This is a genomic window from Cryobacterium sp. M91 (assembly GCF_002929615.1).
Classification (GTDB): domain Bacteria; phylum Actinomycetota; class Actinomycetes; order Actinomycetales; family Microbacteriaceae; genus Cryobacterium; species Cryobacterium levicorallinum.
Window position 1 is genome coordinate 293,008 of the sequence record NZ_PJJT01000091.1, and the last position, 17,099, is coordinate 310,106.

The window sequence follows — 17,099 nt, forward strand, 5'->3', positions numbered from 1 at the left end:
CAAGGCACACCATACACACTGGAATGGAGTGCCCGCCTAATCGACGGGTGCCGGTCGGCGCGTCCCGCTGGCATACACGCCACTCCCAGCGACCATCCAGTTCGCTCTGGGCGTGCCGCGTGTCGGCTCGATACCCTTGCCGTTTGTAAACCAGAGTGCAGAATAGACCCATGGGTACAATGACGGCCACATACACCGCGATGTTGACGGATGGCCCCCTCCAGGGCAAGACAATCACGACGACCTTTCTCGATTCGGGCGATCCGCAACCGCGCATTGAGATTCCGGCCGACGCTGGCAAACGATATCTCTATGCGCGTGGTGCCGGCCGGGAGTTCGAGGGCTCCGACTCCGGTCGTCCTACGGCGGTCGAGTACCGGTACCTCGAGGTTCTGCTCTCTTAGGTGGTGTCGCCTTCGGGGGGCTGAGTTTCAGGCGGTGCAGCCTCCGGCAGTGCAGACTCCGGCGGCGGCCCGGCCCGTGCGCTCGCCGAGAGCTCGATGCCCAGAACCGTGCGACTCACCGAAACGGATGCGAGCAGCCCGGTCACCGCGCAGCGGGTTACGGCCACCTCGTTGAGTGCCGCGACGGCATCCGCCGCTGGGCAGGGGTAGCCCGCGATTGCCCCGGATGCGGTGTCGGCCGCAGCGAGCGCGGCCGCGTCAGCGGCATTCGCGACGGACCGGCCGACCGCGAGCAGCGCGAGGGTGGACACAACGAGGGTCGTCAGCAGCACGGTGGCACCGAGCACCGCGATCGCGAGGATCGAGCCTGCCCCCCGCTCGGCCCCGTCCCGCCGCCCGCCCGCGCTCACTGGCCACCGGCGAGGGCGCAGGAACGCGCTTCGAGGGTGAGCTCCGCGAACAGACCAGAGCCGGTCGCGGTGACTCGGGCGCAGACGAATTCGCCGCGTCGTTCCGCCGCCAGGCCGGCTCCCGACACTGCACCGGCGACGAGCGCCGCTGCGCGGGCCACACTGTCGCCGCGGGACAGGACCCGCGCCGCGGTGGCGGCGGCATCCGTCAGCCGCACCTGCACCCCGACGACCTGCACTGCGCCCAGGCAGCAGGCCAGCACGAGCACAACGGCCGGCAGCGCGGTGGCGAACTCGGCCGTGATACTGCCCCGATTCGCCTGACCGCTCATCCTTGACCGGCTGGCCCAATTTTCCCGACTCGCCCGGCTGGGCCTGCTCGGCCAGGCCTGCCTCCGATGCGCGCGCCCTCGACTACCCGATGCTGAGTGCACGGCGCACCAGGTCGGTGAGCATCCCACGCACCTCGTCGCTGCGCAGAATGACGATGAGCAATCCGGCGAAGCCAACCGCGGCCATCGTGGCGACCACGTATTCGGCGGTGGCAGCTCCGGCCTCGTCGGTCAGCCGTCGCAGGGCACTTCGTGCAGGCAGCACAGTGTTAGCCGCTGATTCCTCCGGCACGGTTTCGGCCAGCACCACGTCGGCAGACACCACCGCGACAGGCACCGCTTTTTCCACTAACCCGATCTTTGTATACACAGGCTCGTCTCCTTCTGGCGTCTGTCGACGCGGGTTGGGCGGCACGAGCACATTCACTCTGCTCCGATCTGGAAGTGGCGGCCGCACGCATCCCCTGATCTGTGCACAGCCTCAGAACGTGGCGAGGGTGGAGGAGAGCACGCTGATCAGCAGTGGCACGACGCCGACGAGCATGAAGGCGGGCAGAACGCACAGGCCGAGCGGCAGCATGAGCGTCACCGAGAGGGTCCCGGCTCGACGCTGTCCCGCACTTCGGGCATCCCGTCGCACTTGTTCGGCTTCGCTGCGCAACAATTCCGCTGCCGGAACCCCCGCCCGGGTCGACAGGTCAAGCACCCGCTCGATTGGATCATCCCCCGACTCCGTTCCAGACCCGATCGCATAGCGCTCAGCCGCAGCGTGCACGAACGCCCGGGAACGATCGATCGACCCGCCCCCAGACATGGCAATGGCCATGAGTTCGAGTCGCAAACCGGGAGTCAGCTCGGTCGGCGCCGCTCGGTGTACCAGCGCGCGGCTCCAACCCGCAGCGGCGGCCATGAGCACACCGCCGCCGGCCAAGCAGAGCAGCCCGGGCACGGTCGCGAACAGCGTGTGCACCGAGTCGAAGCCCATCAGGCTGCCAAAGAGGATGCCGATCACCGGCAGCACCATGACCAATCGTGCCGTCGCGCGCGGGGCGGCCAGCGCGACCTCGAGGTCGCGCTGCACCTGCGCCAGGTCACGCAGTGATGCGGCGAGTTCCCGCAGGCAACCGGCCAGTGGTGCCCCGGCCTGGGTGGCGACCTGCCAGGCCGCAGCGAGTCCCCGCCAGGCGGATTCGGTCTCGCCGCATGCCTGCCCGGCGATCGCATCGGCCACGCTGTCGCCACGGGCCGCAGCCCGAGCGGCAGCCCGCAGAATGCCCGTGGTCGCGATTTCCGCGCCGCCCGCCGCGGGCGATCCGGCGCGTCGCACGGTACGACTCGTTGCCGCCGGCAGGCCATCCGAAGTTGGTAACAAGTAGCCCCATGCCGAGACCGGAGAAACGCCAGCCGAGAGCAGCACGGCCAGCCGTTGAGTGACCGCCGCGACCTCCTCGATCGGCGGTACCGATTCACCGTGCCGCAAGAGCGGATCCTCCCCTCGCGACCGTGTGCAGAGGCACATCGCACCACGCGATCGCTACCCTTGGCCGCATCACAGGGCCTCGATCGCCAGGCGGTCTCGACCATTGAGCGTGAACCGGCCGACCGCCTCCAGCCGCCGCACCCCCTCGGTACGTTCCAGGTGCAGCACAAGCCCGATCGCGCTCACCGTTTGGCGGGCTACGGCCGCCGCACTCATTCCGGCGAGCGCCCCAAGGGCTTCCAGACGGGCCGGTACGTCGTCGAGGGAATTCGCGTGCAGGGTGCCAGCTCCCCCATCGTGCCCGGTGTTCAGCGCCGCGAGCAGCTCGCGAATCTCGGATCCGCGGCACTCGCCCAGAACGAGCCGATCCGGCCGCATGCGCAGAGCTTCACGCAGCAGGGCCTCGAGGCCGATGCGTCCGGCGCCCTCCAGGTTGGCTTGCCTGGCCTCGAGCGCGACCACGTGCGGATGCAGGATGCGCAGCTCGGCCACGTCTTCGATCGCGACGATGCGCTCGTCGGCCGGTGCCTCGCCGAGCAGCGCGGCCAGCAGGGTGGTCTTTCCGCTGCCGGCCGCGCCGGTGATGAGCAGGTTCTGCCGACCGCGCACCGCCGCACGCAGTCGGTTCAGCCGGGCAGCGGATGCCTCTCCCACGCCGAACAAACCGGCGTCCGCGAGCGCACCGAGGCTGCGATGCGCGGCGTGCGGAAGCCGAATCGACAGGAGCGTTCCCGTGCTGGATACCGGAGGCAGTACCGCGTGCACCCGAATGCCGTCGGCCAGCCGAACGTCAACGCAGGGACTGGCCTCGTCGATGTGTCGCCCGCCGAGGGCGATCAGCCGCACGGCCAGAGCACGTACCTCCGCCTCACCGAGCTGCCAGGCCGGTGCGAAGGCGAGGCCGTGGCCGGCATCAATCCACAGCCCGGATTCCCCGTTGACGAACAGGTCGGTGGTCTCAGGGTCTTCGGCGTAGCCGGCCAGCGGGCCGAGCGCCCGAAGGTCGGAACGGTTGGTCTCGGGGCGAGTCGGGCTGTAAGCCGGTTCGGCGCCGATCCTGCCGGGGATCCCGCCAGCGGCGACCGCCGGCTGAACGGCGCTGTCCTGCGGCACGGTACCTACGGCATCCGTGGGCACCGTGCGATGCCGGGGAGTCGGCGCTCGCTGCGGCGCAGCGAGCGGTCGAGTGCCCGACGCGGTGCTCGGATTCGCAGGCGACGCCGCAACCGCGCCGGCGCAAGACGAACCGGCGACACCCGGAACGGCGTAAGACGGAACGGCGACGAAGGGCTGGACCATGCTCCGACCGTAGAGCGGGTCCGGGCGCGCCGCCGGGCCGCCGCCGGGATCGGTAAGAAACGGCTGCTGGTCGCGCTTGGGGAGGATCGGCACCAGCCCCACGCAGCGCGCCTGGCAAGCCCGACCTGCCCTGAAATGAGCTGCCACGCAAGCAACCCGCGCCAGACGACCTGCGCATTTAAACAGAAGGGGCGGCACCTATTGGGGGGAACAGGTGCCGCCTAGCAACACGCAGATTGGGGGGAACCATACGTCTTGCTGGTCAGAACTTTCGTCCAGACGTGGTTCAGTTTACGCGGCCCGAGACAAATTGCAAGTCCAATGTCCTCCAAAGGGAGGACACTCGCTTGGGGGCGTACAGAATTGCCATTTCGAATCTATTTTCTGGGTTCCTGTTGCTCAAAAAGTCCCTCTGTATACAGAGATCGGCCCGGAACCGGTAGGGTTCAGTTGAGCTGGCAATGTCCTGCATGCACGTACCGCAAAGGAGCGAATTACAAATATGACGGTCAACATCGATACCCTCCTCCACGAATCGCGCCGATTCCCACCCACTCCGGAATTTGCAGCGGAGACCGCAGCTACATCGGAACTGTACACCGAAGCACAGAAGGACCCGGCCGCATTTTGGGCCGATCAGGCACGCAATCTGCTGCACTGGCACAAGCCGTTCACCAAGTCCCTCGACTGGTCCAACCCGCCGTTTGCCAAGTGGTTTGAAGACGGTGAACTCAACGTCGCGTACAACTGCCTGGACCGTCACGTTCTCGCCGGTAACGGCGACCGCGTCGCCCTCTACTTCGAGGGCGAGCCCGGCGATTCCCGTAGCTACACCTACGCCGAGCTCACCATCGAGGTCAAAAAAGCCGCCAACGTGCTGCTCGGCCTCGGCGTCAAGGCCGGCGAACGCGTGGCCATCTACCTCCCGATGATTCCGGAGGCGGTGATTTCGATGCTTGCCGTGGCCCGCATCGGCGCCGTGCACTCGGTCATCTTCGGTGGTTTCAGTGCCGAAAGCCTGCGCTCGCGCATCGACGATGCCAACGCCGTGCTCGTCATCACGGCCGACGGCGGCTACCGCAAGGGCAAGATCAGCGCCCTGAAGCCGGCCGTCGACGCTGCCCTCCAGACCAACGACTCCTCGGTGAAGAACGTTCTCGTGGTCAAGCGCACCGGCCAGGACGTGCAGTGGAACGACCGCGACATCTGGTGGTCCGATGCCATGGAGACCGCCTCTCCCGAGCATGAGGCTGAGGCCTTCCCGGCCGAGAACCCGCTGTTCATTCTGTATACATCGGGTACGACCGGCGCCCCCAAGGGCATCCTGCACACCAGCGGCGGCTACCTCACGCAGAACGCGTTCACCCACCAGAATGTGTTCGATCTCAAGCCCGAAACGGATGTTTACTGGTGCACCGCCGACGTCGGCTGGATCACCGGACACAGCTACGTCGTCTACGGCCCCCTCGCCAACGGCGCCACCCAGGTGCTGTACGAAGGCACCCCCGATTCTCCGCACACCGGTCGCTGGTGGGAAATTATCGAGAAGTACAAGGTCTCGATTCTGTATACAGCGCCCACGGCCATCCGTACCTTCATGAAGCTCGGCCGCCAGATTCCGCAGAAGTTCGACCTGTCGAGCCTGCGTGTGCTCGGCTCGGTCGGTGAGCCAATCAACCCCGAAGCCTGGATGTGGTACCGCGAGGTCATCGGCAGCAACATCACGCCCATCGTTGACACCTGGTGGCAGACCGAGACCGGATCGATCATGGTCTCGGCCCTCGCTGGTCTCACCGAGACGAAGCCGGGCGCGGCCCAGGTTCCGGTTCCGGGCATCACCATCGACGTGCTCGACGATGACGGCCTGCACGTTGGCCACGGCAACGGCGGACTCCTCGTGGTCACCCAGCCCTGGCCCGCCATGCTCCGCGGCATCTGGGGCGACCCGGAGCGTTTCAAGGAGACCTACTGGGACAAGTTCGAGGGAACCACCGGCGCGAAGGACGGCCCGCTGTACTTTGCCGGCGATGGTGCCCGCCTCGACCACGACGGTGACATCTGGCTGCTCGGGCGCGTCGACGACGTGATGAACGTCTCGGGGCACCGCCTGTCGACCGCCGAGATCGAGTCCTCGCTCGTGGCGCACTCGCTCACCGCTGAAGCGGCCGTGGTCGGCGCCGCCGACGAAACGACCGGTCAGGCCGTCGTCGCGTTCGTGGTGATCAAGTTCAGTCAGGCCGAAATCGCCTCGCACGAAGACATCGTGGGCATTCTGCGCAAGCACGTCGCCCAGCAAATCGGTGCGATCGCCCGCCCGCGCGACATCTACATCGTCGACGAGTTGCCGAAAACCCGCTCCGGCAAAATCATGCGCCGTCTGCTGCGCGACGCGGCCGAGGGGCGCGACGTCGGTGATGTCACGACCCTCGCCGACACGATGGTGATGAACACCATAACCTCGCAGATGAAGAAGTAGCCGCGCCAAACTCGCGTTTAACCACTGAGGCCGCCCCACCAGGGAGCGGCCTCAGTTCTTTGCGGTGGCTAATTCAGGAAAACCGGGTCAGCCGTGTGCCAGTACCCCGCGATTGCGGGCCGCGCTGGACGCCGCCGTCGCATTTTTCCTGAATTCGCCACCGCGGGACGGGCATCCGTTTCGAAAGCGGATGCCCGGCGCGCCGGACACGGACTTATGCGAAGGCGACGACGAACTCGATCTCGACCGGAGCATCGAGCGGCAGCACCGCAACACCCACGGCGGAGCGGGCGTGACGCCCGATGTCGCCGAAGATCTCGACCAGAACGTTCGAGGCACCGTTGACCACGGCCGGTTGGCCGGTGAATGCGGGATCGGAGGCGACGAAGCCGGTGACCTTGACCACCTGGGTGATGCGGTCAAGTGAACCGATCACGCTCTTGATGGCGGCGAGGCCGTTGAGTGCGCAGGTGCGGGCATACTCCTGAGCATCAGCCGCTGGGATCAGGCCGTGGCCGTCGCCGACCTTGCCGGCAGCGGGCAGCGCGCCAGAAACCATCGGCAGCTGGCCGGCGGTGTAGACGAAACCGTTGCTGATCACGGCGGGTACGTAGGCGGCGACCGGCGGCACGACGCTGGGCAGTTCAAGGCCCAGTTCGGCCAGGCGTGCTTCGATCTTCGACACGACTATGCCCCTTCCTTGGCGGCGAGGGGGCGTTTCAGGTAGGCAACGAGGCCACCTTCTGGACCGGGTACGACCTGCACGAGTTCCCACCCGTCAGAGCCCCAGTTGTTCAGAATGGCGGCCGTGTTGTGGATCATCAACGGCGTTGTGAGGTACTCCCAGGCGGGCATGTGACTCCTATTGAGGCGGGCTTTCAGATTTGTCGTTTACGCTCAAGTCTATGTCTGCCAAAAATCGAACCGTGAGCGGGGCTCTGGGGGGTCTCCTGGGTCTCGTCGGGATGAGTGCCGTCGCCGGCATTCTCGTGACCGCCGCCGTCGCCCCAGCCGTTGCCCTGTCCGGCATGGCCGCCACGAACACGATCAACGTGTTCGACAGCCTGCCCGAGTACCTCTCCATAGATCGGCTCTCCCAGAAGAGCAACATCTACGCGTCGACCGACGCCGCGGACCCGGTGGGCACCCGCGTACTCCTCGCCTCGTTCTACGAGCAGAACCGAGTCGATGTGGCCTCCGACGCGATCAGCCAGTTCGCCAAGGATGCCGCCATCGCCGGTGAAGACCCGCGCTTCATGGAGCACGGCGGCGTCGACATTCAGTCCAGCTTCAACGGTGCCGTGCAGACCCTGGCCGGCGGTGACACTCGCGGTGGTTCCTCGATCACGCAGCAGTACGTGAAGAACGTGCTCATTCAAAAGTGCGAGGTGATGACCGACGCCGACGAGGCCGACGCCTGCTATTCCGATGCCACCAAGCCGACCGCTGACCGCAAGCTGCGCGAAATGCGTTTGGCCATCGGCATCGAGAAGAAGTACGAAAAAGAAGACATTCTTCGCGGCTATCTCAACATTGCCGGGTATGGCGGATCGGTCTACGGCATCGAAGCCGCTGCCAACTACTATTTCAACACCACCGCGGCCCTGCTCACCCTTCCGCAGGCGGCCAGTCTGGTGGCGATCGTGAACAACCCGGTCAAGTTTCAGCTCGACCGCCCCGACAGCGAAACCAACGGGGCGGCAAACGGCTACGCCGACAATAAGTTTCGTCGCGACTACATTCTCAACGAGATGCTCAAATACGACAAGATCGCCCAGGCCGACTACGACGCCGCTGTGGCAGCACCGGTCGAGCCTGTCATCACCGTTCCGAGCACCGGATGCCAGACGGCCGGAGGCAGCGCCTACTTCTGTGATTACGTCACCAAGATTCTGAAGTCCGATCCCACCTTCGGAGCGGATGCTGAAACGCGCCTCGAGAACTTCAAGCGCGGCGGATTCGACGTGTACACCACACTCGACCTCGAACTGCAGTTTGCCGCTGAGACGTCCCTGAATAAGTACGTCCCCAAGTCATATCCCGGTTGGGATCTTGGTGGGGTCGTGTCCAGTGTTGGGGTTGGTACCGGTGAGGTGCTCGCCATGGCGCAAAACAAGGACTACAGCCAGGCTGAGCAGCCTGCCGGCAGCAACTTCACCAGCATCAACTACAACACGGACTACGCCACGGGCGGTTCCGGAGGCTTTCAGCCCGGTTCAACCTACAAGGTCTTCACGCTGGCCGAGTGGCTGAAGGAGGGGCACGCCCTCACCGAACGGGTTGACTCACGAGTCAAGTCGGACTGGGGCACGTTCCAGGACAGCTGCCTCGGCCCGCAGAGTTACGGCACGAAGTTCAGCCCGCGCAATGACGGTGGCGAGGGTGGCCCGAATGAATCGGCGCTGCACTCGACCACCCGGTCGATCAACACCGGCTTCATCGGTATGGCCAAGGAGCTGGACCTGTGCGGCATCAAGAACACGGCTGAGGCTTTCGACGTGCACGCAGCCGACGGCGGCCTTCTCGGTCAGAACGCGTCTTCGGTGATCGGCACGAACTACGTCGCCCCGCTCACGATGGCTGTCGCGTTCGCTGGCATTGCCAACAACGGCATGACCTGCACCCCGATCGTCATCTCCAAGATGGTCAGCTCCGACGGTACCGAGCTGCCGATCCCCCAGACGAAGTGCACGCAGTCCGTTGAACCCGCGGTCGCTGCTGGAATGCAATACGCCATGGCGACCACGACAATCGGCGGAGGAACAGCGGCCGCCTCTGGATCGCGCACGTCACCCCGGGTTCCGATCATCGGTAAGACCGGAACCACCGACTCCGCCAAGGACACCTGGATGAGCGGTGCCAGCAGTAAGGTTGCCACCGTCGTCGGGGTGGTCAACGTGAGCGGCGATTACAAGAATCAGCGCTTTACCACGCTCAACGGCCTCAGTGCGCAATATATCCGCCACTACGTATGGCCCGAAGTCATGAGTGTCGCCAACGCCAGGTACGGCGGAGATGCCTTTCCGGAGGCCTCGTCCAGCGTGATCAACGCGGTGTCTGTTCCGGTACCCGACGTGCGCGGCAAGTCGATGTCCGACGCCAAATCCGCCATCGAAGCCTCCGGCTTCCTGTTCGTCGACGGCGGCGTGACCAGCTCCGAGATGCCGGCCGGCACCGTGGCCAACACCGACCCGGCCGGCGGGTCCTCCTCGAGTCGAGGTTCCAGCATCACGGCTTACTCGAGTGATGGCACCGGCGTCACCATTCCGTCCGTCATCGGCAAGAGTGAAGCGGATGCTCGCAGCACGCTCACCGCCGCTCCCTACGGTTTCACGGTGGCCAAGCTCGAACAGGCCACGACGGACAAGGCCCAGGACGGCAAGGTTGTCGCCGTGCAGCCCGGCGAAGGAACGGCCAGTCGCCCCGGCGACGCCGTGACGATTGTCATCGGAAAATACACGGCCCCTAATGCGGACGCCAGCACCGACAAGAAGAACGAATGACCGCGGCTCGTGGCCTCGGCGGTGGTGGCCGTCTCGTCGGCACTTCCCTCGTCGCTGCTGGCGCGGTCGGCCTCGCCGCCTTCGCCTGGGGGGCATTGGTCGAGCGCACCCGGTTCACGCTGCGTGAGGTGAGCGTTCCGGTGCTCGCACCGGGGTCAGCGCCCATTCGGGTGCTGCATCTCTCCGACCTGCACATGGCCCCGTGGCAGAAAAACAAGCAGGAGTGGGTGCGCAGCCTCGCCACACTAAAGCCTGATCTTGTCGTCGACACCGGCGACAACCTCGGGCATGAAAACGGTGTCACCGGCATCGAATATGCCCTGGCACCGTTCCGAGGCATCCCCGGCGTGTTCGTCAACGGTTCCAACGACTATGTCGGGCCACAGCTGAAAAACCCGTTCACCTATTTCGGCGGCCCCTCCAGCCGCCGCACCGTGCGGCGCGAGGAACTCGACACCGATGCCCTACGCCGAGTGTTTGCCGATCTCGGCTGGACCGACATCAACAATGCCGCCGAATCGCTCGACCTGAACGGCACGCACGTAGAGTTCTTCGGCGTCGACGACCCGCACATCGGGCGCGACCGGCTCGACCTGATCACCCGTGCGATCGATGACCTGCGGGCCAACGATCCCCTCGGTGACGACGTCTGGCCCGATCCGGAGGAAGCCGCGGCTCCGCGCTCCACGCTGACCATCGGCGTCGCCCACGCGCCGTACCAGCGGGTGTTGAACTCGTTCGTGAATCACGGCGCCCAGCTGATTCTGGCCGGGCACACCCACGGCGGGCAGGTCTGCGTGCCCGGTTTCGGCGCGCTGGTAACCAACTGTGACATTCCCCGCCGCCAGGTGAAGGGCCTGAGCACCTGGAACCACGGACTGCGCACCGCCTTTCTGAATGTCTCGGCCGGCCTCGGCACCTCGATCTACGCTCCAGTTCGATTCGCTTGCCCGCCCGAGGCAACCCTGCTGACCCTTTGCGCTGGATAAGGCCTACCGCCCACCTGCTCGCTCAATTCGTCAGGACGGCCTCGGAGCGCCTATACTGATCTAGGCCCAAGGGCCATCGGGGTATGGCGCAGCTTGGTAGCGCGCGTCGTTCGGGACGACGAGGTCGCAGGTTCAAATCCTGTTACCCCGACAGTAGTAAAGCACAACGACGCAACAGAACCCCCACTCCAGGCGAGTGGGGGTTCTGTTGTAGGGTCTTCTGTGACGTCTACGCCCGCTCCCCCCACAGCTCCGATCGTTTCCCGCCGGGCCTGGCAATCCCTGATCGTGCTGCTGGCGGGCATGTTCATGGCGCTGCTCGACACGACCATAGTGAACGTGGCGCTGCCGAGCATTCGCACGAGCCTCGATGCGTCGGAAGCGACGCTGTCGTGGATAATCTCCGGCTACGCCCTCGCCTTCGGCCTCGCGCTCATCCCGGCCGGTCGCGTCGGCGACCGTTACGGCCACAAATGGGTGTTCTTCAGCGGACTCGCGCTGTTCACGGTCGCGAGCCTCGCCTGCGGCCTCGCCCAGAATGACCTGCAGCTGATCATCGCCCGCGTGATTCAGGGACTGGCCGGCGGTATGTTCGTGCCGGCCGTGACCGCCGTCATCCAGCTGATGTTCCCGGCCAGCGCGCGCGGCAAGGCCTACGCCATCATGGGATCGGTCATTGGCGTCTCCACCGCGCTCGGCCCGATCGTCGGCGGTATCATCATCGAGGCCTTCGGCGTAGAGAACGGTTGGCGCCTGGTCTTCTGGGTGAATCTGCCGATCGGTATTCTCGCGCTCGGAGCCACCGTGTTTTTGCTGCCCGGCGGTGCAGCGCTGCCCAAGGCCGCGCCGACGTTGCGGGCCGGTATCGATTGGCTCGGCCTTGTGCTCGTCTCGGCGGGCCTCGTTGCCCTGCTGGTGCCGTTGATCGAGGGCGAAGATCAGGGTTGGCCGCTCTGGACCTTTGGCACCCTCGCGGTCGGGGTGCTGCTCGTCGTCGCGTTCGGCGTCTGGGAAGTCGTCGTCGCCAAGCGAAACGGCAGCCCGCTCGTGCCGCCGCACCTGTTCTCCCACCCGGCATTCACCGGCGGTGTCATTCTCGCGCTCGTTTATTTCGCAGCTTTCACGAGCATCTTCTTCACCATCTCGATTCTGTGGCAGGCCGGCCTCGGGCACAGCGCGCTCGAGTCAGGGCTCGTCTCCATTCCGTTCGCGATCGGAACCATTCTGGGGGCGTCGCAGAGTGACCGCCTGGCCAAGCGTCTCGGGCGTACCGTGCTCGTGGTGGGCGTCGCCTTCGTCACGATCGGCCTGATCTGGATCTGGCTGGTCATGCTCGTGGTGACACCGGGCGAGCTGACCAACTGGCACCTGCTGCCGCCCCTGTTCATCGCGGGCCTCGGCAGCGGATTCTTCATCGCCCCGAATGTGTCCTTCATCGTCGCAACCGTCGACCGTTCCGAAGCCGGCGGCGCGAGCGGTGTGGTCGGCGTCATGCAGCGCGTCGGAAGCGCGGTCGGTATCGCCGTCATCGGCAGCGTGTTCTTCGGCACCCTCACCGTGACCGGCCCGGGAGCGGATGCCGTGGCCAGCGCCTTCACGCACAGCGCCACCATGGCGATGGCGGTCAGTGCCGGGTTCGCCATTCTCGCGCTCGTGCTCGTCTTCGCGCTGCCGAAACGCCTGGCCGCTGGTGCTCCGGCCAGCTAGCCGATGCGGGTGAGTGCGGTGAACGTCATGGTGGCACTCGAACCGTTCCGACAGGTCTGATAAAGCAGGTCGAACCCGCGCGGCACGTTGTCGGCGGTGTCGGTAGCGACATTCAGCACGGCGGTGACCGGCCCGACGCGAAAGGCGCCGCTGGCCGCCCCGGTCAGGGTGATCGTGCTGCCCTCCCTCGGAAACTGTGACCCTCCACACGACCAGTGCTCGGCAATCACCGGCACGCCGTAGTGCGCGCTGATGTCGACGGCACCCTGGCAGGCGTCGATCTCGTTCTGCCAGCCGGCGTCGGCATCCGTGCGGTTGGCGACGACACTGCCAGGGCTCGCGGCGAGCCGCCGGCGAGAAGGTCGGGTATTGTCGCGCACCCGGTGAGGCTCACGGCGAGCGTGATGAGCACCAGTCGGTGCAGCGGAACACGCCTGGCTTTAACCACAACAGTCCTCTTCGGGAGGGTCGGCTTGCGGAACGGGGCAGCAGCGCAACGGGAGGTGCGCGGTGGGGTGCCATTCAACATCCACTTCGCCGACTTCCACAGGCCCCAGCCGGACTAGACCGGGCGTTCACGGCCTGAAATGTAGGGCATAGTGACTAGTCGGCGTGCCGGCTCAAACGGGCCGGCAACTTGGAGGTGTCATGACCGCAAACCGACGACGTCGGCACACCATGTTGCGCCGCGCCGCGGGATGGCTGGCACTCGCCTACCTCGCTGCACTGGCCTTGATCGCGTTCTGGCCGACCCCGGTGGACCGCGGCTTGCACGGGTCGATTTCATCGGTCGTGCTGTGGCTTCGCGCGCACGGGGTACCGGCCTGGCTCAACTACCAGAGCATTGAATTCAGCGCCAATATCGCTTTGTTCGTTCCGGTCGGCCTGCTCGTCGTGCTGCTCGCCGGTACCAGGCGCTACTGGATCGGAACACTTATCGGCACGCTGATCGGCACGCTGATCAGCTGCACTATCGAGCTCGGCCAGCTCGTCTTTCTGCCGGAACGATTTGCCACCGTCAACGACCTGATCGCCAACAGTCTCGGCGCCCTGCTTGGAACCCTGATCGCTGCCGTCGTGCTGCGGGTGGCTCTCGGCCCGGCCCATCCGCCGGCCGCGGTGGCACAAACAACTTGATCCCGAAATTTGAGGTGGACCTCAGAGAGTCTCTCTGCTAGCTTCGGCAGAATGGATCGTCGAGAGTTTCTCACATTATCGTCCGCTGGCGCTGCAACGCTGGGTTTCAGTGCGCTGGGCGCACCCGGAGCCTTAGCCGCGACCGCCCCGATACTGCCAGGGGAGGTATCCCGCCTCTCCAATGTGCTCACCCAAAAGGGAAAAAAGCTCTACGACAATATTGAAGTGGACATCGGCGGCGACCGCGCCCGCCTGTTCATTCCCCAGACCGTGTCGCGCAATTCGACGGCCTCGATCGGAGCCGTCTGGTTCTACCACGCAGCCTCGAGTTCGCACAACGCGCTGAACGGCGGCTTCAAGTACCCCGGCGAACTCGTGGTCGACCAGAACGCCATCGCCATCTGCATCAATGCCGGCGGTACCCAGTACACCAACTCCGTCGCCACCAACGCGCAGAAGAATGCGTGGACCTACCTGAACGCGCTGTACACCGTGCGCCGCAACTTCTTACGCGCGACCTCGTTTGGCGGATCCCTGGCCTGCTACACCTACGGCAAGAAGCTCATTCCGTACATTCGCGGCCTGTACATGGTCAACGGACTCTACGACAACGAATGGCTGTACGCCTACGACACCAAGAACCAGGCCCACGTCGGCGATGCGTACAACAACGACCTCACCCTGATCAAGGGCACCAACCCGGCCCGGATCAGCGCCACCCCGTGGACAAACAGCCGGGTCAAGGTGCTGGTCTCCGACGACGCTCACCCCGACAATGTCGTCATTCCGAGCAGGAACGGCCTCGCCCTAATCAATAAAATCGCGCCCGTCGCCACTGCCGCCGAGGTGATGTACCACACGCTCGCGCACGACACCCCCGGGTTCGCCCACACCGACATGATCAAAACATTCGCGCAGTGGTCGATCTAGCAGGGAGGTAGTTCGTGGCGGAACGCACGCGGGTCGACTGGGTTGACGGGGCCAAGGGCATCGCGATTCTGCTTGTGGCCCTCGCGCACGCGGTGCAGTGGACGGTACTCTCCGGCCTCGCGCCGGAGTTTTGGAACAAGATCAACCTGGTCTTCATCGTGTTTCGCATGCCGTTGTTTTTTCTCGCCTCCGGCCTGTTTGCCGCCTCGATCATCAAACGCAGCTGGCCAACGCTGTGGCGAACCCGGCTGAGCCTGCTGGTCTGGGCCCTTCTCCTGTGGACCCTCATTCGTTTCGGCTATTTCTCGCTCCTGACCAACCCGGCCGGCTTCGACGAGACCAACCCGTTCGATCTGCTGCTCGCGCCGGTGCGCCCGAGCAACGGCCTGTGGTTTCTCTACGCCCTCGCCCTGTTTTTCATGGCCGCCAAACTCATGCGCAACCGCATCGACTGGCGGGTGCAGCTCGGCGGCGCCGTCGTGCTGTCGGTGCTGTTCTTCGCCCGCGCGGACACCGGCAACATCGCCTGGAACGGCATCGGCCGCTACTTCGTGTTCTTTCTGCTCGGCTGTCACCTGCGCGAGTGGATCCTCGCCTTCGTCAACCGCCCCAGCCGCCTCGGCGCGCTCAGTCTCGGCCTCGGCTTCGCCGCTGCCTTTCTGGTGTTGGCCGGGCTCATTCTCACCGTGGATTCACGCCTGCCGTTCATCACCGGAACGCTCGTCGTGGTGAGCCTGTTCGCCCTCGGCGCTGGCCTGCTCGTCGCCCGATTCCTGGTCGGCTTTCGCGCCATGGCCTGGCTCGCCTATGTCGGCCGCAATACTCTGCCGATCTACGTCGTGCATGTACTCCTGGTGTCGCTGATCACGAGCCTGCTGCTGCTCTACCGCGTCCAGGCCTGGCTCGATCGCCTCGGCCCGGCACTCCCCCCGCTGGTCGCTGGCCTCGCGGTCGCCGCGTCGCTGTTGCTCTGGCGACTGGTGCGCGACCTGCCGGTGCTGCGCTACGCGTTTGCGGTACCGATCTGGTTTGCCGGACGGGCACCGGCGGCGGGTGAAGCAGCGGCATCCCCTTCAGCAGAAACAGCAGACCCGGCAGAGCGGATGCTGCCGCGCAGCGAGTGAGATCGCCGCACCACCGCGCCGGGCGCCAGCGCGCCCTCGTACTCCTCACCGGGCTCGTCCTGCTGACCGTTGGCCTGGTAGCCGTCACCACGCGAACGGTCATGTTTCCGCGTGAAGACGCTCCGAGCAGCGCCGACGCCATCGTCGTGCTCGGCGGGCTCGGGAGTGCGGCCGTCGTGCAGAAGGCCCTCGATCTGGCCAGGGCCGGGTACAGCGATCATGTGCTCATTTCGGATGCCTTCGGCGGGGACACCCGCCCGGCCAACCTGTGCGGGCGCGACCCGGCCGTGCCGGGCACGGCGATCGAGGTGGAGTGTTTCGACCCGCACCCCACGAGCACGCGCGGGGAGGCCGAAGCCATCGCCGCCTTCACGAGCGCTCAGGGCTGGAACCGCGTGATCGTGGTCACCTCGAGCTATCACGTGAGTCGGGCCCGCCTGCAGATCTCCCGCTGTTACCCAGGGGTACTCGCGGTGATCGGCGCCGCGCAGCCGATGGATCCGCCCAAATGGGTGTACCAGTTCGGGTACCAGAGCGCGGGATTCATCAAGGCCTGGCTGACGCCGGCCTGTTGAACGCGCCGACTCAACGCGCCGGCTGAAGCCGTCAACGCCGGGCCATCAGCCCCTCGGCGATCGAATCGACCCGCTCCCGGTAGCTCTGGCCCACCATGTCGGACTCGGCCGGCCACCCGCGCAGCGCCGCGTGAAACTCGGGCCAGGCCTTGATCGGGCGGGCCGGAACGCCGGCCACGATGGTGCCGTCCGGCACCGATGCCGTCACGACCGACCCAGCACCCACCACGCAACGGTCGCCGATGCTCACTCCGGGCAGCACTGTCACGCCGGCGCCGATAAAGACATCCGAGCCCACCCGAATCGGCGCGAAGCGATAGCGGCGGCCACGCTCATCGCGGTAGAGCCAGCCCGATCCGTCGTGGGTGATGAAGGTTACCCCGGAGCTGATCGTCACGCGGTCACCGACCGAGATGAGCCACGGCTCGGTGGTGGCGATATCAGAGAGGATGCGACATCCACTGCCGATCTGCACACCCAGCGCCCGAATCGCGTAGACCCTCCCGCGGGCACGCCGCAGAATCTTGTAGGTCAGTCGGGATAATTTCACCGTAAGACTCCATTTCGTCGGCTGTGCGGTGCTGGAGCAGCTGGAATTTTGCGGCCTGTGCAGCCCAACCCGCCTAAAGTATCGGTTTTCCGGCCGTCTTACTGGCGCTGAGGAAAATTCACGTGTTATCGTTGCGCCTAATCGCATCAACAGCGCTGCGGCTCTATCCCGTCCATTCCCTGC

At 65.6% G+C, this 17,099-nt stretch carries 18 protein-coding genes, 1 tRNA gene and 1 pseudogene; 11 read left to right on the plus strand and 9 right to left on the minus strand.

Annotated features, from left to right (window positions below):
- The first annotated feature begins 170 nt into the window (after positions 1 to 170).
- Complete coding sequence (locus tag CXY80_RS18695; RefSeq protein ID WP_092449748.1) at positions 171 to 404, plus strand: hypothetical protein; 234 nt, start codon at positions 171 to 173, stop codon at positions 402 to 404.
- Here the strand turns inward: CXY80_RS18695 and CXY80_RS18700 are convergent.
- The 5 genes from CXY80_RS18700 to CXY80_RS18720 all read right to left on the minus strand — a co-directional run bounded on the left by CXY80_RS18700 (position 401) and on the right by CXY80_RS18720 (position 4,027).
- Positions 401 to 814, minus strand: coding sequence for an Rv3654c family TadE-like protein (locus CXY80_RS18700; RefSeq protein ID WP_092449746.1), 414 nt, complete (start codon positions 812 to 814; stop codon positions 401 to 403). The genes CXY80_RS18695 and CXY80_RS18700 overlap by 4 nt on opposite strands.
- A complete protein-coding gene (locus CXY80_RS18705; RefSeq protein WP_092449744.1) occupies positions 811 to 1,146 on the minus strand; it encodes a TadE family type IV pilus minor pilin in 336 nt (111 codons plus the stop codon). Before CXY80_RS18705 ends, CXY80_RS18700 begins: the two co-directional genes overlap by 4 nt.
- Positions 1,147 to 1,228: 82 nt before the next feature.
- The gene (locus CXY80_RS18710) at positions 1,229 to 1,411 is read right to left on the minus strand and encodes a DUF4244 domain-containing protein (RefSeq protein WP_092449807.1); all 183 of its coding nucleotides are present in this window, start codon (positions 1,409 to 1,411) and stop codon (positions 1,229 to 1,231) included.
- Between the two features lie 216 nt (positions 1,412 to 1,627).
- Positions 1,628 to 2,626 carry a type II secretion system F family protein gene (locus CXY80_RS18715; protein ID WP_233195460.1) on the minus strand — a complete coding sequence of 333 codons (999 nt, stop codon included), beginning with the start codon at positions 2,624 to 2,626 and terminating at the stop codon, positions 1,628 to 1,630.
- A 69-nt stretch (positions 2,627 to 2,695) separates the two neighbouring features.
- Entirely contained in the window at positions 2,696 to 4,027 is a 1,332-nt protein-coding gene (locus CXY80_RS18720; protein WP_369828728.1) for a TadA family conjugal transfer-associated ATPase, read from the minus strand.
- Positions 4,028 to 4,427: 400 nt separating this feature from the next.
- Between CXY80_RS18720 and acs the strand changes: the two genes are divergently transcribed.
- A complete protein-coding gene (gene acs / locus CXY80_RS18725; protein ID WP_092449740.1) occupies positions 4,428 to 6,401 on the plus strand; it encodes an acetate--CoA ligase in 1,974 nt (657 codons plus the stop codon).
- 214 nt (positions 6,402 to 6,615) lie between these two features.
- Here the strand turns inward: acs and CXY80_RS18730 are convergent, their stop codons facing one another.
- A complete protein-coding gene (locus CXY80_RS18730) occupies positions 6,616 to 7,086 on the minus strand; it encodes a RidA family protein (protein WP_092449738.1) in 471 nt (156 codons plus the stop codon).
- A gap of 2 nt (positions 7,087 to 7,088) precedes the next feature.
- Positions 7,089 to 7,256: a DUF4177 domain-containing protein gene (locus CXY80_RS19240; protein WP_134441105.1), complete on the minus strand. Its 168-nt coding sequence runs from the start codon at positions 7,254 to 7,256 to the stop codon at positions 7,089 to 7,091.
- A 50-nt stretch (positions 7,257 to 7,306) separates the two neighbouring features.
- Between CXY80_RS19240 and CXY80_RS18735 the strand changes: the two genes are divergently transcribed.
- The 4 genes from CXY80_RS18735 (at position 7,307) to CXY80_RS18750 (ending at position 12,600) form a co-directional block, all read left to right on the plus strand.
- The gene (locus CXY80_RS18735) at positions 7,307 to 9,904 is read left to right on the plus strand and encodes a transglycosylase domain-containing protein (protein WP_104133361.1); all 2,598 of its coding nucleotides are present in this window, start codon (positions 7,307 to 7,309) and stop codon (positions 9,902 to 9,904) included.
- The gene (locus CXY80_RS18740) at positions 9,901 to 10,893 is read left to right on the plus strand and encodes a metallophosphoesterase (protein ID WP_092449735.1); all 993 of its coding nucleotides are present in this window, start codon (positions 9,901 to 9,903) and stop codon (positions 10,891 to 10,893) included. Before CXY80_RS18735 ends, CXY80_RS18740 begins: the two co-directional genes overlap by 4 nt.
- 77 nt (positions 10,894 to 10,970) lie before the next feature.
- Positions 10,971 to 11,044, plus strand: a tRNA-Pro gene (locus tag CXY80_RS18745).
- Between the two features lie 71 nt (positions 11,045 to 11,115).
- On the plus strand, positions 11,116 to 12,600 hold the full coding sequence (locus CXY80_RS18750) for an MFS transporter (RefSeq protein WP_233195461.1): 1,485 nt from the start codon (positions 11,116 to 11,118) through the stop codon (positions 12,598 to 12,600).
- On the opposite strand, the gene CXY80_RS18755 is transcribed toward CXY80_RS18750, so the two are convergent.
- A complete protein-coding gene (locus tag CXY80_RS18755; RefSeq protein ID WP_092449733.1) occupies positions 12,597 to 12,980 on the minus strand; it encodes a hypothetical protein in 384 nt (127 codons plus the stop codon). The genes CXY80_RS18750 and CXY80_RS18755 overlap by 4 nt on opposite strands.
- Positions 12,981 to 13,248: 268 nt before the next feature.
- On the opposite strand from CXY80_RS18755, the gene CXY80_RS18760 reads away from it, so the two are divergent.
- From CXY80_RS18760 to CXY80_RS18775, 5 genes and pseudogenes are all read left to right on the plus strand, one after another.
- Positions 13,249 to 13,737: a VanZ family protein gene (locus tag CXY80_RS18760; protein WP_104133362.1), complete on the plus strand. Its 489-nt coding sequence runs from the start codon at positions 13,249 to 13,251 to the stop codon at positions 13,735 to 13,737.
- A gap of 51 nt (positions 13,738 to 13,788) precedes the next feature.
- Positions 13,789 to 13,863 (plus strand): annotated as a pseudogene (locus tag CXY80_RS20880) (twin-arginine translocation signal domain-containing protein); the annotation flags it as partial.
- 57 nt (positions 13,864 to 13,920) lie between these two features.
- Positions 13,921 to 14,667 (plus strand): hypothetical protein, encoded by a 747-nt coding sequence (locus tag CXY80_RS18765; RefSeq protein ID WP_092449729.1) that lies wholly within the window; start codon positions 13,921 to 13,923, stop codon positions 14,665 to 14,667.
- Between the two features lie 14 nt (positions 14,668 to 14,681).
- Positions 14,682 to 15,791 (plus strand): acyltransferase family protein, encoded by a 1,110-nt coding sequence (locus tag CXY80_RS18770; RefSeq protein WP_104133363.1) that lies wholly within the window; start codon positions 14,682 to 14,684, stop codon positions 15,789 to 15,791.
- Positions 15,788 to 16,366 (plus strand): YdcF family protein, encoded by a 579-nt coding sequence (locus CXY80_RS18775; RefSeq protein WP_104133364.1) that lies wholly within the window; start codon positions 15,788 to 15,790, stop codon positions 16,364 to 16,366. The genes CXY80_RS18770 and CXY80_RS18775 overlap by 4 nt, the downstream gene beginning before the upstream one ends.
- Positions 16,367 to 16,397: 31 nt before the next feature.
- Here CXY80_RS18775 and CXY80_RS20540 read toward each other — a convergent pair whose 3' ends face one another.
- Positions 16,398 to 16,916 (minus strand): DapH/DapD/GlmU-related protein, encoded by a 519-nt coding sequence (locus CXY80_RS20540; RefSeq protein ID WP_277871249.1) that lies wholly within the window; start codon positions 16,914 to 16,916, stop codon positions 16,398 to 16,400.
- Positions 16,917 to 17,099 lie beyond the last annotated feature (183 nt).

Coding starts and splice junctions, on each gene's coding strand:
- CXY80_RS18695 (WP_092449748.1), top strand. CDS start 171: ATGGGTACAATGACGGCCACATACACCGCGATGTTGACGGATGGCCCC.
- CXY80_RS18705 (WP_092449744.1), bottom strand. CDS start 1,146: ATGAGCGGTCAGGCGAATCGGGGCAGTATCACGGCCGAGTTCGCCACC.
- acs (WP_092449740.1), top strand. CDS start 4,428: ATGACGGTCAACATCGATACCCTCCTCCACGAATCGCGCCGATTCCCA.
- CXY80_RS19240 (WP_134441105.1), bottom strand. CDS start 7,256: ATGCCCGCCTGGGAGTACCTCACAACGCCGTTGATGATCCACAACACG.
- CXY80_RS18735 (WP_104133361.1), top strand. CDS start 7,307: ATGTCTGCCAAAAATCGAACCGTGAGCGGGGCTCTGGGGGGTCTCCTG.
- CXY80_RS18740 (WP_092449735.1), top strand. CDS start 9,901: ATGACCGCGGCTCGTGGCCTCGGCGGTGGTGGCCGTCTCGTCGGCACT.
- CXY80_RS18760 (WP_104133362.1), top strand. CDS start 13,249: ATGACCGCAAACCGACGACGTCGGCACACCATGTTGCGCCGCGCCGCG.